Genomic DNA, 16,870 nt, shown 5'->3' on the forward strand with positions numbered 1-16,870 from the left:
CCAAAACTAGATTTAATTCATACAAACGTAAACCCTAGGCGTTGCTTTACTACTACCAAATTCACGCAAACTACAGCAAAAATACAACGGGTTTACCCCCGATTTTGCTGCTTAATGAGGCAATAACGCCACTTCAAGACCAATTCCCAAGCTTTGTCGTGTAATTCAACTACATAGCCTGTCTTGTGGAACTACAGAGAAAGCCATCCGCGCTTGGATTACTCATGCTGCTGCTCCAACGCCAAGGCCGCGCCACTGAGTGCGGCCAAGGTGTCGATGATCAAGGCAGTCGGGATCTGGGTCAGGTAGTCGCGAAAGCGCCCCTTGGCCTCGAAGCGCTCGCGAAAGCGCGAAGCAAAAAAGCGCTCACCCAGGCGCGGCACGATGCCGCCGCCGATATAGACGCCGCCGCGCGCACCCAGGGTCAGCGCCACATTGCCGGCAAAGCCGCCGAGCAAGGCACAAAACACATCCAAGGTTTCACTGCAGATCGCATCCTGGCCGCCCAAGCCGCGCTCAACAATCAACTCGGCGCTGAGCGCCTGAAAGCCCGGCACCCCACGCACCGCCGCCACCGAGCCATGCAACAGCGGCAGGCCAATGCCGGACAAAAACCGCTCGGCCGACACATGCTCGAAACTGCGACGCATATGCGCAAGCAGTTCGCTCTCGAAGGCATCGGCCGGGGCCAGCGTCATATGCCCACCCTCGCCCGGCAGCGCCACCCATTCGCCATTGGCAAACACCACGCCAGCTACGCCCAGGCCGGTGCCAGGGCCAATCACGGCAAAAGTCGTGGCATTGGCAGACCGACCCGAACCGGGCACACCCGTGGTCGCGCACCATTGCCGCATTTGGCTTGACTGCAACTTGGGCAAGGACAGCGCCAGCGCCTCGAAATCATTCAAGACCAACAAGGACTCCAGGCCCAGCGAGGCTTGCACCTCGGTACGCGAGAAGCTCCAATGCCCATTGGTCAGCTCCACACGATCACCAACCACCGCCGTGGCCACGGCAAAAGCCGCCCGCCGGGGCACCGACTCAAGCCCAGCCTGCGCCAGCAACGGCCGCAGCCCATGCAGATACGCCTGCACCGCCGCGACCGGGCCGGCATGCTCAGACACCGGCATCACCGCGATATGCATGACCTCGGCGCCGCGCGCGGCCACCCAGCCAAAGCGCGCATTGCTGCCGCCAATATCAGCCACCAGACAGGGGTAGGCCCTGGCGCTCATGCCAACCCTCCCAGGGATGACAGCACAAACCGACCACAGAAAGAATTTGCTCGCACGATAGCTCTCGACTCGAAACGCTCAAGGCAGCACAAGACCACCCCAAGCCGATACAGACCCCGGCAGCCAACACCACGCCACCAAGCACTTCATTGAATTGTTGCGCAGAAGGTAACAAAACTACATCGCCTGCGCAATAGCGCCTTTCCCGAATCGCAGCATTTCTTTGAATCTTCAGCTATTCACGAATGCCAACTGGCCTGTTTTCTGCAAATTCAAGGCAAAGCACCGGCAAAAGTCTGGCAATTTGCGAATGTAGTCCAGCTACAAACCTCCATGCGCGCCTCTGCAGCGCCGTCCATTTGCAGCGGGCCTGCCTCTGCGCTGCGCCAAGGCCTGAAAAGACCCAAGGCCTGACGCTGATGGCAGCCTCATAATGCGGCGCACACTCAAGCCTTGCAGGCCCGCACCCACAGCTCTGCCCAATCAGCCCGCCCTCCTCACCATGCCCTCGACCTTTGACAGCCCGCGCCTGATTGCCGACATCGGCGGCACTTACGCCCGTTTCGCGCTTGAAACAAGCCCCGGCGAATTCAGCCAGATTGCCTCGCTGCGCTGCGCCGACTACCCCGACTTCCATGCCACTGTCAGCGCCTACCTGGCCAACCTGACCGGCATGAGCGCCAGCACCCCGATCGAGCATGCGGCAATAGCGATCGCTTACCCGGTCGAAGATGACTTGGTGCGCATGACCAATTACCACTGGCAGTTCTCGATCGAAGAAATGCGCCAGCGCCTGAAGTTCGACACCTTGGTGGTGGTGAATGACTTCACCGCGCTGGCGATGGCGCTGCCCAGACTCAACGCCAATGAGGTGCAGCAAATCGGCGGCGGCCAGGCGCGTATGCCTAGCGTGATCGGCCTGCTGGGTTCGGGCACCGGCTTGGGGCTGTCGGGCCTGATCCCGGCCGCCGACGCCTGGGTGGCGCTGGGCACCGAGGGTGGCCACACCGCTTTTGCGCCGCGCGACGAACGCGAGATCGCGGTGCTGCGCTATGCGATGAAGCAGTTCGAGCATGTCTCGTTCGAACGCCTGCTGTCCGGCCCCGGCCTGGCCTTGATCTATCGCGCCCTGGCCGAGCGCGCCGGCACAGTGGCCGAAGACTTGCAAGCGCCCGAAATCACGCTGCGCGCGCTGGAGCAGCGCGACGCCTTGTGTGAAGAAACACTGGAAGTCTTCTGCGCCGTCTTGGGCACGGCGGCGGCCGACTTGGCGGTGACGCTGGGAGCTTTTGGCGGCATCTATATCGGCGGCGGCATCGTGCCCAAGCTGGGCGAGTATTTCGCGCGCTCCTGCTTCCGGGCGCGCTTCGAGGACAAGGGCCGCTTTACCGCCTATGTCTCGGCCATACCGACTTTTGTCATCACCGCCGAACACGCCACCTTCAAGGGCGCCTCGGCCATTCTTGAGGCGCAGCTGCGCAATCTGCAGACCACGCCCGGCGCCGGCCTGCTGGGCCAGATCAGGCGCGCGCGCGCGGAGCTGTCACCGGCCGAGCTGCGCGTGGCCGAACACATCCTGGCGCACCCGCGCTCGGCGCTGAACGACCCGATCGCCACGATTGCCCGCGCCGCCCAGGTCAGCCAGCCGACCGTCATCCGCTTTTGCCGCACGCTGGGCTGCGAGGGCCTGTCCGACTTCAAGCTGCGCCTGGCTTCGGGCCTGACCGGCACCGTGCCGGTCACGCATACCCAAGTCAATTTGGACGACTCGATGCTGGAGCTGGGTGCCAAGGTGCTGGGCAATACCGCCTCGGCGATTCTGCAGGTGCGCAGCCAGCTCAACCGCGACATGATGGCGCGCGCGGTAGACCTGCTGCTGCATGCGGGGCGGATCGAGTTCTATGCGCTGGGCCATTACGGCGTGGTGGCGCAAGACGCCGAGTACAAATTCCTGCGCTTCGGCATGCCCAGCTCGGCCTATACCGACCCGCGCCTGCAGCTGCTGGCTGCCAATGTCCTGAAGCCCGGCGATGTGGCCGTGGTGATCAGCAATAGCGGCCGCCTGCCCGAGCTGTTGGAGGTGGTGGAGCGGGCGCATCAGCGCGGCGCCCTGGTCGTGGCCATCACGGCCGGCCAGTCGCCGCTGGCGCGCAAGGCCGATGTGACCTTGATCGTCGACCATGCCGAGGATGTGGAAACCCATGTGCCCATGGTCAGCCGCATCCTGCACCTGCTGGTGATCGACATCCTGGCGGTAGGCGTGGCAATGCGCCGCAATGCGGACGGGCTGGACCCGCTCGCCGATTCGCCGCTGCTGGGCCTGGATGAAGCCGCCAGCGCCGAGGAGGAAGCAAGCGGCAGCGGCCCTGGCGGCCCAGCACGCGCCAAACGCACCGCGCCGGGCGTCAGCTTGGCGTCGCCCTTGGCGCGCCTGACGTCACACAGCCGCTAAGCAGCGCCAGCTGCCCGCACCCGCCGATGCGCCGCGCGGGCGCTGGGCACCCAGGCCTGCGTGGCCCAGCGGCGCCACATCAGCAGCCCCCTGATCCACTCATCCAGCGCATAGGCCATCCACAAACCCGGCAAGCCCAGCCCCAAGTGGACGCCCAAAAACCAGCTACCGCCGGCCAAGACCACCAGCATTGAGGCCGCGCCGGCGATGACCGGATAACGCGCATCCCCAGCGGCACGCAGCGCATTGATGACGACCAGATTGAAGGTTCGGCCCGGCTCCAGCAGCACGGTCAGCCACAGCAGCGTCACACCCGCCGCGATGATGTCCGGATCTTGGGTAAACCAGCCCATCAACCACGGCCCGGCCAAGGCCGCAGCCAGCGCCACGACCACACTGACCACCAAGCCCCGCGCCAGCGCCCGCCGCACCAAGCCATGCGCCGCGTGCAGATTCCCGGCGCCAATCATGTGGCCCACCACGATCTCCACCGCGAAACCGGTGGCGATGCCGAACATCATCACAAAGCTCATCAGCTGCAAGGCATAAGCCTGCGTGGCCAAGACCGTGGCGCCCAGGCTGGCGGCCACGCTGACGCTGACCATAAAGGCCAGCCGGTAGGCGATGTTCTCGGCTGCGCCCGGTAGGCCGATGTGCAAGACCGCCGCCAGCTCCGCACCCGGCAAGCGCCACCAATCCGACCAACGCGGCCGCAGCCCCAGGCGGACGCGCCACAGCAGCAGGTGCAGCGCCAGCCCCAAGGCCCGGCTCAGGCCCAGCGCCAGGGCGAAGCCGGTCAAGCCCATCGCCGGCACAAAGCCCCAGCCCAGCATCAAGGGTAGGGCCAAGGCCAGGTGACACAGCTGCATCGCCACCACCACGGCCAGCGCCTCGCGGCTGCGCAAGTGAGCGCGCATCACGCTGGACATCGTGGCATTCCAGGCATCCAGCAGCAGGGCCGGCGCCAAGACTTGCAAGAAGGGCGTCGCCAACGGCATCACCTCGGCCGGTGCATTCAGCAGGCGCAAGAGCGGTGCCGCGCCAAGCACGGCGGCCAGGGCCGCGATGCCGCCTATCCAGGTGCTGGCCCCCAAGACCGCGCGCGCCACGCCGTCGGCCGCCGCGCGCTGGCCGGCGCCCAGGTTTTGCGTCAAGACCACGCTGACGCCGGCCCCGATGACACGGAACAAGATGAACAGCGTCGCCGAAACTTGCAGGCCCAAGGCAAAGGCGCCGGCCGAAGCGTCGGAGATGCGCGCCGCCAAGGTGGTGCCGAACAGGCCCAGCGCCATCGCCAGCCACAGCTCCATGAACAAGGGCCAGACGACGCTGAGTAAACGGGGAGCAGGCAGCACAGGGGAAGAAGAAGGCATCGAGAAAACAGGCGAAAACAAACAAGACCTTAGACTGCAGGCCGCTGCTGCAGCGAATACAAGAGCAGCAGCATTACTTGCGTCATCGATTGTTGCCCCCAAGCGCCGTGCCGGCGTCCACCCCCTCAGTTGAGTTTGCTCTGCAATGACCCCACCCGCCCCAAGCCTGACGACGCAAGTGCTAGCCGCGCAAGGGCTGCTGGGCGCGGCGGACGTGCCGACGCTGGCTGCCTTGCTGGCGCAAGCACCCCAGCAGATCGAGCAGGCGCTGCTGAAGGTGGCCGCGAGCGGGCCGGCCGCGCCGAGCCCAGCCCCCGACGCACGGCTCTTGGCCGAGCTGCTGCCGCGCGCGCTGCAGCTCTTGCTCAATGCCGAGCAGGTCGTGCGCGCCGCCGAGCTGGTGCTGCAACACGGCACGCCCGCGCAGCAGCTGGACTTTTTGGAACAAGCCGGCTGGGCCTTGTTCTACAGCCCCGCTGCCCGCCCGCTGCTGGGCCAGTTGCTGAGCCTGAACGCCTTGCAGCCGCGCCTGCAGCAGGGGGAGTTGCTGGGCCTGCAACACATCTGGACCATCGAAGTTGCCGGCGAGCCGCATCAAGTCGAGCGCCGCCTGCCCGCGTCTACCGGCTTGAGCGCTGCGCTGCGGGCCACGCTGCAAGCCCGTATCGCGCAGATGTTTGACCAAGCGCCGCGCGCCATTCAACAGGCGCAGATCGCCATTGAGGGCTTTCCCAACGACCTGGTCCTACCCGCACTGTTGGCGCGTTACTCGCTCGGCTTGGCGCTGCTCGATGCCGGCCAGCCTCAGGCGGCAATAGCCCCCTTGAGCGCCGCCCTCAAAGGTGCCAACCGCGACGGCGCGACCTTGCTGCAAATCGACGCCCTGCAGGCCTTGAGCGAGGTGCATGAGGTCTTGGAGCTGGCCGCGCCCGCCGAACTCTATGCCCAAGAGGCGCAGCGCCTGCGCCGCCAGCTCGGCCTGCGCGAGCCGCAAGCGCCCTGGCCCGACGAGGCCTACAACGCCTTCCCGCAACTGCTGGACTGCGCCACGCAGCAGCTGTTCGCCGGCCACCTGGCCGACATAGCCGCCGCTGCCGCCGGCTTGGCCGAGCTGGAGCAGCGCGAGCGCAAGGCCTTTTACTGCTTCAAATGGCGCAACCGCCTGCTGCATGCGCAGAGTTGGCTGGCTTCGCTGCGGCATCAGGACGCGACGCTAACCGGCATCTCCGCCGGCTTTCGCTCAGATGCCCTAACTGGTTCTTTCGCCGGCAGCTCGCTCTACGAGCTGGAACTGGCGGTGCTGCAAGCCGGCTGCGCGCTGCTGGCGGCACGGCCCTTGCCCGCCGAACCCCTGCTGGCCCTCGAGACCGAGCTGCAGCTGCGTCCGCTGCCGCAATTGCTGCGCCGCCTGCACCTGATCAAAGCGCTGGGCGCGGCCGCCGGCGCCGACATGCCGGCGCTGCTGCAATGGTTGAACAGCGACGATGAACTGCTCGAGGCCGATGCGCGCTGGCTGGCGCCCAAGCTCGTCGGCCCCTTGGCCGCGCTGCTGGCCTCGGCCTCTATCGTCCACCAGCCCCAAGCCCGCAGCCGCGCCAACAACCTCTTGGCCCTGCTGCGCAACGCAGCGCCCAAGCCGGCAAGCAGCGAGGCGCAAGCAGCGCCGCTTGCCGCGCCCCCCCCTGGACTGACCGGCCGCGAATGGCAGGTGCTGCGCCTGATCGGCGAGCAGCACAGCAACGAGCAAATCGCCAGCGCGCTCTTTGTTTCGGTCGCGACGGTCAAGACGCATATCAACCGCGTTTACAGCAAGCTCAATATCGGCTCGCGCGAAGAGGCGATGCAGCGGGCAAGGCATTTGGGCGCTTGAGCTGGATCGTCGGGGTTTGGATGGCGGCGAAGTGCCCATTGCTTGCATTCGCCATCGCACCCGATAGAGTCAAAACACACAAGCGCACGCAAGTGAGCGCCCAAAAAAAAGATTCGGAAAGTCGGCCCTGGGCCTCGGGTATGTTTGGGAGGAATTCGCATTCCTAACCCCTCAATTCGCGGGGGGCTTGCCGCCGCAGTCATTGCTACACTCCGGCGCCTGGTGAATATGTGAGCTTTTTGGGTGAGCTGATTGACTTGGCCTTCAACACCATTTATCCAGGGAAAAGACGATGCATCAACTACTCAAGAAGACCTTCAAGACGGCCGCCTTGCTGGGCGCAATGACCTTGGTGGGTGCGGCACAAGCGACGTCGGCTTTCGAAGGTCGCCTGGCCAATGGCACGGCCAGCGCCACTTGCACGGTATCCGGCGCGGACAAGTGCGCGATGTTCTTCAACAAGACGCTTGACTTGACGATCCTAAACGACTGGAACATCGGCACCGGCTTCTGGAGCGCCACGGCTGCCGCAGGTTCGGCCCAGGCCCTGGCTGAATCGGCAGGTGCTTCGCAGACCAACTTCAAGGGTTGGTTCTTGCCAACAGGCAATGGCTTCTCAGCCGGCAGCGGTAACCAATTCAAGGCCATTTGGGACGCGGCAGGTGGAAGTTTTAGTTCCTTGTCTGGGCATTTTGACGGTGTGCAGTCCAACTACTACTGGTCCGGTACGGAGTATGCGCAGTACGTGCCGCATTCAAACCGCGCGTGGATCTTCAAAACCTACTACGGCATCCAGACCAACTTCGACGAGTTCAGTCGTTTGCACGCGCTGGCTGTGCGTCCCGGAGATGTGACCGCCGCGGTGCCGGAGCCGCAAACTTGGGCCTTGACACTGCTGGGCTTGACTGGGGTGCTGTTGGCGCGTCGTCGGCGGGCACTTTGAGGCTTTGACGTTTCGGTCTCTTTGGGTCTTTTGAGGGGGTTTGGGGGCGCTAGCCCCCAAACTGTTGGCGCCGACGCCGAATTAAGCCACTTTTGGCACCAGTGCCGACATTCCGTTGAGCCATGCGGATTGACTGATGGCCCGCATAGGAACTGAAGTCTTGGTCACCAAAGACGGCTCACTCAAATGTCGGCACGGTGGGGACGCGGATGAAGTCTTGGACGACCAGGAGGTAGTTCATGTATTCATACGAAGCCCGGATTCGAGCAGTCGAGCTGTACATCAAGCTCGGCAAGCGCATCCAGGCGATCATCCGTCAGTTGGGATACCTGTCGTTGCCGATTGGCTGCTTCGGAACTGGGGCTGACACTCTTCGACCGACAAGGAACGACTGCTTAGGACACTTCGCGGACTTTCAAATAGGCCGCGAAAAGCAGCCGAGCCAGGGTGCAGGCCGGTCACAAACCGTCACAGTCTGCACACGCAAGCACGACAGACTTATCTGCCGGGGTTTTTGACAATGCTGTTCATCGACACAACAGTTTTGACCGAGACCTTCTCCATGCACACATTGGCCGCCACTCCCAGCCCTTTTCAGCACAAGTTCAATTGCCGCCTGGGCAGGCGGCTCAAGCGCATCCAGGAGCCGCATGTCAGGCCCCAAGCCATCGCCGGCCGCAGCCCAGCGCAAAACTTGACCGCCGCGTTGCTGGCGCTGGCAATTAGCGCCGTTTTGCTTGCCGCCTTGCCCTCTGAAGTGCGCGCCCAGACCCTGAATCAGGGCCAGCAAGCCGGTAGCAGCAGCAGCACCCTGGTGCGCGTGATTTCGTCCACGCCCAATCTGGAACGCATCACCGAAACTCGCCAGCAATGCGGCTACGAGACTCAGCAAGTGCTGAGCCCGCAAGCACCCCATCAAGCCGGCATGGGCAGCACCGGCGGCGCGCTGCTCGGCGCCGTGGCCGGAGGCTTGCTGGCAGCCCAAGTGGGCAAGGGCAATGGCAAGCATGCGGCGATTGCCGCCGGCAGCGCCACCGGCGCCCTGGTCGGCAAAAGCCTGGCAGAACAGTCCAGCCCGGCGGCAAGCTACGCAACCTACAGCCAGCAGCAAGTCCATGTCTGCCGGCCGGTCAGCGCGCAGCGCGAACAGGTGCGCGACTACACCGTGCGCTACGAACACCAGGGCCAGGAGTACCAGGTCCAGCTGCCTCAGCAGCCCGGCCAGTGGCTGAGGTTGAACATCAGCCATACGGTGCAAGCAGTATGAGTTGCCATTGATACAGGGCCACGACCGAGCTGCTGGCGATGCGGCTCGAAGCGGCTGTGGCGGGCTGAGCACAGATCCTTATGGTGCCCGCCGCCAGCCTCCGGACGATTCAGCCTAGTACCAGTCTGCGGGAATCAACTGGCCCGCATTCACGTCAACATACTTGTACGTTGGGACGCCAGTCCAGTCAGTGAGGTTGAACACGGTTGTGGGATCCGCCAGTTTTCTTACCTCAACGGTCGACACTGACAGCGGCTGCTGCGGCTTGCAGACGCTTGGAGGAACGGAAGGGCGGACAAAATAGACCGCGCTTTCACTCGTCGTCGAAGGGTTGGTGACGCGCGTCGCAGTGACGGGGTTGCCAACACCATTGCCCTGCACCAACAAGGCGGTTTCAACGCCGATGCCAATGCCGCGCGCCGTCTTGTTCCCGCTAGACGAGGCAGGGAGTACGCCACCGCTGCATCCGAAACTACCGCTCGGAGTGGCTGTCGGAGCGACGATTCTCGAAATGAATGTCACCAAGCGACCCATGCGATCCCGGCTGTCAAAGTGAGAATCGAGAATGAGACTCTCCAACTCGGGCGGCGCGATGAAGCCGCCACTCAAACTCAAGGGCGAAGGATCGAAGGTAATGTCCTTGTAGTAAGGGTCAAGCATCGATTTCTCGGAAGTGGCAGACTTGTAAAGCGCCGAATAATCAAACTGCCCCAGTACTGCCAAGCCCGCACTTGTCCCGCCGATTGGGACATTCTTTTTCATCAATCCCTTGAGCGTTTGTTCCAGCGCTGTGCCCTTCCAGAAGCGAACGTAATGGCTCTGGTCACCACCGGCGATGAAGACGACGTTCGCCTTGGCGACAATCGCGTTGACCGCTGGGCTATTGGCGGCCTTGACACTTGGAATGACCAGCGTTTCAACGGACGTCAGGCCAGAAGATGCGCCGCCGACCCAAAGCTCTTTCACGTCCTTCGAAGTCGACAAAGAGTCATCACTATAGAAAACATAGGGGTTGTAAGCGTCATCCCCCGTGGCCCGAATCACCACGAACCGCCCGCCACTTCCCGCAGTGATGGCCGCACGCTGAATCAACCAACGAAAAGCAGCATCCACATCCGGACCGCCGCCCATCAGCACAAAAGATGGTGTGGGGCGGGACGCCGGCGCGGTGACCGGGGCGTTGACATCGCCTAGCGCATAGTAGGAATAGAGCGGAACCGGTTTCGCCACCTCGAAGGTGGGCCCCGCAACTGCAGGTTCCGCAGAAAGTGTGGCTGCCAAGGCAAGCGCAACGCTGCTAAGACCGAGGCAGATCCGCCCGGCCAAGTGGGAGAAGGAATTTGATGACATCTGCTTGTCCTTGATTAGGTGACAGTTCAATACGAATCGCGTGTCAGAGCTTGAGGCGCCAACAGACGCTTTTGCTTGTTATGCCCCGCGCCGCTTTGCTGCTCTCAGAATCAGCAGCAGGCCGCCCAGCATCAATGCATAAGTCTGCGGCTCCGGCACCGGCGTAACGCCGAAGGTCAAGGTCCCGGAGTTCCATATGCCATCCGGCTCGTCATACGCGAGATCCTTGTAGTACTCATGAAACTCCAGGCGCAAAATACCATCGGAACCCACCTGAAAGCTTGTCCCATTGAGGCGCAAGTCCTGAAATCCAGCGTAAGCCATGGGGCCATCAAAATCGTCGCCTCCACCTGGAGCGAACGTGACCCCATTGCCCAAGGTGTCGCTGAAGGTGATTTGCATTTCCGACAGGTAGCTGCCGGCATAACTGGTGACGCTGACATCCCACTTCAGGCTGTCCATCGACGCTCGCGCACCGACGTAGAAGTCGAGAGTAATGTTGCTGGCTGCGTCGCGCTCATCATTGCTCGCAATGTTTGAAACATCGACCGTCAATTCTTTGGCCAGCGCGATTTGCTGGCTCATGCCAGCGCAGACCAGCGTGGCAATTGCAAGCCCACGCAAATACTTTGCCTTGATCATCATCGGTTTTCCCTTCAGTAGTTGTAAGGACGCATCTGCTCGTCAAGCCGCAGCGAACGGCATCTTGCATGCGGCATGCCATATTCGCCATTGGCTTTTCGTTCAAGGACCAGGCGCTTGCCGACTTGAAAACAGGGCAAGCCAGAAGATTTGCATGCCGCACGCTCTCGCTGGCCCGCACCGCCACACCGCATCAGTAGTGTCTTAAATTGCAAGCTCAGCGTACATGACATAACGTGACAATTCATGACGTCGCTGTCGCAATCGCTGCCGCACTGGAACGCAACTGACGGTCGGTCGCTCGAGCGGCTGTGGCGGGCTTGCGACTGCAGCGCCCTCAATCCACCCCGGGGGATGACGCCCAAGGCTTGCGGCGATCAACACAATAGGGGTCATCTGAACAGCGGTTTGCCAACAAACTATGCTTCTCTTGCACCCCCCCATCAGCCCCTGGGTCCAGCGCGGCGCCGACGGCTGCCGCATCAGCCTGCTCTCCGAGCGGGTCGATCTGGACACCGTCTTCCTGCGCAGCACACCCGATAACGAAGAATATCTGCTGACCATGCACTATGCGGGGCGGCATGCCGAGCTGCATCGCTGGGAAGCATTTCTGCCTTGGGATGGCGGCAATGCCTTGACGCTCTATGCCTTCAAGGTGCTGGCCGACGGCACGCAGTATTGGCTGGCAGCCGACGGCGCGCATGAACACTTGCCACCCGAGGACAGGCACTTTCGGCTGCATCCCACGCAGATGCCGCCAAGCTGGGTGCGCGAGCAGGTCTTCTATCAAATCTTCCCGGATCGCTTTCACAGGGCGCTGCCGCCGGTCGACCGGCAGGGTCAAGTCTTGCCCGGACAAGACGGCCGTGTCGTGCAACAGCCGCAATGGGACGCGCCGGTTGATCATGACAACGCGGCGAACAGCTTTTACGGCGGCGACCTGCCCGGCATCACGGCCAAGCTCGACTACCTTCAAGGGGAGTTGGGCATCACTGCGCTATACCTGAACCCGATCTTTGCCTCCGGCAGCAATCACAAATACGACACCGACGACTACGAGCAGGTGGACGAGCATTTCGGCGGCAACGCCGCGCTCGAGGGCTTGAGCAGCGCAGTCCACAGCCGCGGCATGCGTTTGGTGCTCGACGGTGTGGTCAACCATACCGGCGTCAACCACACCTGGTTCAAGCAAGCGCTGGCCTCGCCCGAATCGCCCTTCCGCGACTTCTACCTCTTCAACCAAGACGGCGTGCACTTCGGCTGGAAGGGCTATGCCTCGCTGCCGGTGCTGGACTTCTCTTCCAGCGCCTTGCGTGAACAGATCTACGCTGGCCCCGACGCCGTGCTGCGCCGCTGGCTCAAAGCCCCCTACAACATCGACGGCTGGCGGCTTGATGTGATCCATATGCTGGGCGAAGGCTCGGGCGCGCGCAACAATGCCCACCATCTGCGAGAGATTCGCGCTGCCATCAAGCAAGAGACGCCCGAGGCCTATGTGATGGGCGAACATTTCTCCGAAGCCACGCGCTGGCTGCAGGGTGAGCAAGAAGACGGTGCGATGAACTACTACGGCTTCGCCAACCCGGTACGCGCTTGGCTGGCCGGTCAGGATGTGGCCTATCAGCCGATCAAGCTATCGACCGCCGCCTTCGATGCCTGGATGACTCGAGCCCAGGCCTGCATTCCCTTTGATAACCAGTTAGCCCAGCTGAACCTGCTGGACAGCCACGACACCACCCGTTTCTTCACCTTGCTGGGCGAGGACAGCGCTCGCATGAAGCTCGCAGCAACGCTGCTGTTCACCCGGCCCGGTGTGCCCTGCATCTACTACGGTGATGAAATCGGCTTGGCTGGCGGCCCGGACCCGGATTGCCGCCGACCTTTCATCTGGGACCGCGAGCGTTGGAACTTGCCGCTGTTTGAGCATTTTCAGACCCTGGCCAAGCTGCGCCAACAGCGTGGCGAATGGCGCCATGGTGCCGTGCAAACCTTAGGGCTCGGCGCCGATTGGATCGTCTATGCCCGCTACACCGACTGGGAAGCCAGCATCATCGCGGTCAACCGCGGCGCATATCCGACCTTGGTGAAGCTGCCTGTGTGGCAGTTGCCGGTGCCGGTCAAGAGCTGGCAGTCGCCCAAGGGTGAGGCTTTCAGCCTGAGCGATGGCCAGTTGGCTTTCGAGTTGCCTCCGGTTGGCAGCGTGCTGCTATTGAGCTCTTGAGCTGCTGAATCAGCAGTGCCGTTGGTCTCCAAGCATGCCCTCAAAATGGTCAACCTCTCACCTCGGATCAAACCATGAAGATTGAAACCAACCAGGATCTGCGTGCCTACTTTGGTGAGCCGCAAGAGCGAGCCTTGAAGAAGGAAATTGCCTTCCTCGACAAGCATTGCCTGGACTTCATTCGCCTATCGCCCTTTCTGATTCTGGCAAGCGCCGACGCCGACTACAACATGGATGCCTCTCCCAGAGGTGGGCTACCCGGCTTTGTGAAAGTGAACCAAGCCGGCGAGCTTCTCATTCCTGAAGCGCCAGGTAATAAACGCATCGACACCTTGCAGAACGTGCTTGCCACCCGCAAGGCCGGGCTGATTTTCCTCATCCCTGGCTTCAATGAAACCTTGCGCGTCAATGGCGCGGCGAGTTTGTCCTTCGATGCGGCTGATCTGGAGGCATGCAGAGATGAAAAACGACTCCCGCAGGCCGTGATCAAGGTCGCACCGGAGGCAGCCTACCTGCACTGTGCAAAAGCCTTTTTGCGCTCAAAGCTGTGGAAGGCCGAAGCGCAAGTTGACCGGGAACTGCTGCCCACCGCCGCCCAAATGATCAGCGACCAGACCGGCATCCGCGTGCCCTATGAGCCTCGTGAAGCGATGGAGCTGCGCTACCAAGCTGATCTATAGGACGCGGCGCAACGCTGGCCCGGCGAATGACGCGGCAAACGCAATCTATCGTGCAACCGCAGTCAAGCCCATGCTGCGACGCCTTGCTACCCCTGCCAGAGCCACCAGCCCACCCAGCATCAGGGCATTGCTTGCCGGCTCGGGCACCGCATGAATGGCAGTGCGGTGATCCTCGTAGATTGCATTGCCTTGCGTGTCCCAAGCCTTGAACTCGGACAACCAGATGCCGTTATAGAAAAAGCGCTCAGAGATTTGACCCGCCTTGATCGCCTCGCCACCGAGCTGCCAGTAGAAATTCACCATCGTGTCGCTGTCGCCAAAGTTGTGGCTGAAACTGCCGGAATTGACGACTGCAGCAGGCAGGCCTTGGTTCGCGCTCATGATGGACAAAAACTCGCCGTCGTCCCACCAAGTCTTCGCTATCGCCGCACCTTGCCAGCCCGGCTGAGCGGGATCACGGCTATTGCCAAAGCGATAGTTATTCGAAACGCCAAAAGCGGCGATGTCTTTGCCGGTGCCGTTGGCGACGATGTAGTAGGGCCGATATGGCCCGGCGTCATAGATTGCCCCGCCATAGCCAAGATACTCATAAATGACGAGTTCACCCGGCACGATGACCTGAGCCTGAGCAAGTACTGCGCTACCGGCAAGCGCCAAAGCAAGCATGGTTTTCTTCATCTGATTCCCCAAAAGTAAGAAATTACGTGCAGTGAACAATTCGGCTCTCGGCCAAGCTTTTCAAACGCGTCGACTATACCGTCACGCGGGACTTGCATGGCAAGCTCAATGAAAGACCAGATCGATGAAAAATTCACTCCCCTGCCCTGCCTCCCGGCGGGCCGACGAGGACTTTCAATCGCTGCCAAACAGACCCGGCTGCCCAAAGGTCACGCGCCAAAGTCAGCCAGGCATGGGTGGCAATGCGCAAAGGGTTGTGGCTCAGCAGCGGCGTGCTCAGGCCGTAGCGGATCTGCACATCGCTGCGCTCCTCAACAAAGCTGCCAAACAGTCGGTCGAAGATGATCAGCACGCCGCCGTAATTGCAGTCCAGGTATTCGGCATTGCTGCCGTGGTGAACGCGGTGATGCGAGGGCGTGTTGAACACCCACTCCAGCCAGCCCAGCTTGGGGATCCAGCTCGCGTGCAGCCAGAATTGATAGAGCAAATTGGTCGCCACCGCCGCAGTAACGGCCAGTGGCGAAAAGCCCAGCCAGATCAGCGGCGCGAAGAAGATCGTCGTGCCGGTGAGTTTGCCCGTCCAGCCCAAGCGCAAGGCAGCGGCTAGGCTCAGCTCGTTGGAGGAATGGTGAACCGCATGCGTGGCCCAGAACCAGCCCACGCGGTGGGCCGCGCGGTGATAACCGTAGTAGCAGAGCTCCTGCCCGATAAAGAGAAAAAGGAAGGAGACGGGCCCCGCCAGGCTTATGGTCTGCAGCCTGTTGTCATAGGCCCAGACCAGCAGCGGCGAGGCCAGTGAAAGGCCAAGTGCATCGACGGCGCGGCGGCCTCCAAAATCGGCCATGGAGGCCGCATAAGCGCGCCAGTCATAGGGCAGGCGCAGCACGAAGCTGCGCACCACCCCCTCCAGCGTCACGCTGACCAAGACCAGCCCGATCAGGACCAGCAGCCAGGGCAAGGCTTCGGGCACGAGGTCCATGGCTCCCACTTGTTTGCATCGAATACCACGGTTTGTTGGCGCTTGCGCGGCTCAGTGCCAAGGCCCGCGTCCTCAGTGCGGGCGCATGGCATCCTCAGGGCATGGGCGTGTGGTCCTTGCAGGGCGGCTTGGCAAAGGCATCGACGACACCGGTGATGCCGCTTGGGTCGACCGAGGTGATGATGATGGTGTCGAGATCCTTGATCAGGTCGGAGATGTAGAACAGCATCTGCCGCGCAGCCCATTCACGCGCGATGTGCTTGTAGTCGGCCGAATCGCGGGGGTACTTGGCGGCGATCTTGGCCTCGATGTCGGCACTTGAAATGGACGCCAGGTTCTTCTCCGCCAGGTTCATGAATTTGTTGATGTCGTCCGACAAGGTGATCATGGCCTGCGTCAAGTCATAGGCGGTCTCGGCGATCTTGTAGGCATTCTTGGCGGTCATCACCGCAGCCTTGGCCTCGCCCGCAGCGCCCGCCGTGGCAAAGCTGCCAATCATCATGGCGGTGCTGACCACCATATTGTTGATGGTGTTGACGCACTGGTTGGCATTGCTGGCACAGGCCGCCACACCGCAATCGGCGATGCCCGAGGCGCAGCGCTGATTGCAGTTGGTGACGTTGCACTGATAGCCATCGCGCGGCTTCAGATAGCACAGGCCGGCCTGCATCTCACGGTTGGAATTGCAGGAGTTCGCCGGCCTGCCCGCACCATTTCCATACGAAGCCTTGGACAGCCAGCAAACGCCGGCCACGTTGGTGTAGCCGTCGCGGCAACTGTCTGGTTCGGACCAAACACAAACGCCTAAAACCTTTTTCGTGCAATGCCAGCCGGGCGTGTAGGACAGCGACTGGTTGCTCCAGCACACCGGGCCCACGGGGTGGTAGCCGCTGCGGCAGTTGCTGTAGCACAAGGCGCCGTCTTTGTACTGGCCGTCGGCGCAGCCGGGCAAGATGCCAACACCTCGGTCGTAGGCAGCGGTCTTGTAGCAGAACGGGGTGCTGCTGATCGAGGTTTCGCCCTGGATCCAGTTGACAATCGTCGTGACCTGGCCGGCGCTCAAGGTCTGGTTCGGCACATAGGTTGTGGGCTTGTCCGGCAGGCCCTGCGGCCAGGTGCTTGCCACGATGCTGCTGGTGCTCCAGTACTGGAACACATTGCCGGCATCGCAGGCCGCGAG

General features: G+C 62.2%; 13 protein-coding genes. 6 read left to right on the forward strand and 7 right to left on the reverse strand.

From position 1 onward, the window contains the following. Positions 1-218: 218 nt before the first annotated feature. Positions 219-1,235 (reverse strand): glucokinase, encoded by a 1,017-nt coding sequence (glk, locus tag LNV08_RS21860; protein ID WP_263535867.1) that lies wholly within the window; start codon positions 1,233-1,235, stop codon positions 219-221. 502 nt (positions 1,236-1,737) lie between these two features. Here glk and LNV08_RS21865 point away from each other — a divergent pair. Then, complete coding sequence (locus LNV08_RS21865) at positions 1,738-3,687, forward strand: glucokinase (RefSeq protein ID WP_263535868.1); 1,950 nt, start codon at positions 1,738-1,740, stop codon at positions 3,685-3,687. Here LNV08_RS21865 and LNV08_RS21870 read toward each other — a convergent pair. Further along, positions 3,684-5,060, reverse strand: a complete 1,377-nt coding sequence (locus tag LNV08_RS21870; RefSeq protein WP_263535869.1) for an MATE family efflux transporter — start codon at positions 5,058-5,060, stop codon at positions 3,684-3,686. The genes LNV08_RS21865 and LNV08_RS21870 overlap by 4 nt on opposite strands. 145 nt (positions 5,061-5,205) lie before the next feature. On the opposite strand from LNV08_RS21870, the gene LNV08_RS21875 reads away from it, so the two are divergent. The 3 genes from LNV08_RS21875 (at position 5,206) to LNV08_RS21885 (ending at position 9,140) form a co-directional block, all read left to right on the forward strand. Then, entirely contained in the window at positions 5,206-6,930 is a 1,725-nt protein-coding gene (locus tag LNV08_RS21875; protein WP_263535870.1) for a helix-turn-helix transcriptional regulator, read from the forward strand. A gap of 292 nt (positions 6,931-7,222) precedes the next feature. Continuing rightward, entirely contained in the window at positions 7,223-7,873 is a 651-nt protein-coding gene (locus LNV08_RS21880) for a PEP-CTERM sorting domain-containing protein (protein ID WP_263535871.1), read from the forward strand. Positions 7,874-8,435: 562 nt separating this feature from the next. Beyond that, positions 8,436-9,140, forward strand: coding sequence for a glycine zipper 2TM domain-containing protein (locus LNV08_RS21885; protein WP_263535872.1), 705 nt, complete (start codon positions 8,436-8,438; stop codon positions 9,138-9,140). A 114-nt stretch (positions 9,141-9,254) separates the two neighbouring features. On the opposite strand, the gene LNV08_RS21890 is transcribed toward LNV08_RS21885, so the two are convergent. Next, the gene (locus LNV08_RS21890) at positions 9,255-10,490 is read right to left on the reverse strand and encodes a cyanophycinase (protein WP_263535873.1); all 1,236 of its coding nucleotides are present in this window, start codon (positions 10,488-10,490) and stop codon (positions 9,255-9,257) included. Between the two features lie 78 nt (positions 10,491-10,568). Next, a complete protein-coding gene (locus LNV08_RS21895) occupies positions 10,569-11,135 on the reverse strand; it encodes a PEP-CTERM sorting domain-containing protein (protein WP_263535874.1) in 567 nt (188 codons plus the stop codon). Between the two features lie 427 nt (positions 11,136-11,562). Here LNV08_RS21895 and malZ point away from each other — a divergent pair, with 427 nt between their 5' ends. Next, positions 11,563-13,353, forward strand: coding sequence for a maltodextrin glucosidase (gene malZ / locus LNV08_RS21900; protein ID WP_263535875.1), 1,791 nt, complete (start codon positions 11,563-11,565; stop codon positions 13,351-13,353). A gap of 74 nt (positions 13,354-13,427) precedes the next feature. Continuing rightward, positions 13,428-14,033: an MSMEG_1061 family FMN-dependent PPOX-type flavoprotein gene (locus tag LNV08_RS21905; protein ID WP_263535876.1), complete on the forward strand. Its 606-nt coding sequence runs from the start codon at positions 13,428-13,430 to the stop codon at positions 14,031-14,033. Between the two features lie 45 nt (positions 14,034-14,078). Here LNV08_RS21905 and LNV08_RS21910 read toward each other — a convergent pair whose 3' ends face one another. From LNV08_RS21910 to LNV08_RS21920, 3 genes are all read right to left on the reverse strand, one after another. After that, complete coding sequence (locus LNV08_RS21910) at positions 14,079-14,711, reverse strand: PEP-CTERM sorting domain-containing protein (protein WP_263535877.1); 633 nt, start codon at positions 14,709-14,711, stop codon at positions 14,079-14,081. 133 nt (positions 14,712-14,844) lie between these two features. Further along, positions 14,845-15,690 (reverse strand): sterol desaturase family protein, encoded by an 846-nt coding sequence (locus LNV08_RS21915; RefSeq protein WP_263535878.1) that lies wholly within the window; start codon positions 15,688-15,690, stop codon positions 14,845-14,847. A 94-nt stretch (positions 15,691-15,784) separates the two neighbouring features. After that, on the reverse strand, positions 15,785-16,870 hold a 1,086-nt coding region (locus tag LNV08_RS21920), incomplete at its 5' end, for a hypothetical protein (protein ID WP_263535879.1).

Origin of the sequence: Paucibacter sp. TC2R-5, from assembly GCF_025717605.1 — a bacterium.
GTDB lineage: Bacteria > Pseudomonadota > Gammaproteobacteria > Burkholderiales > Burkholderiaceae_C > Paucibacter_A > Paucibacter_A albus.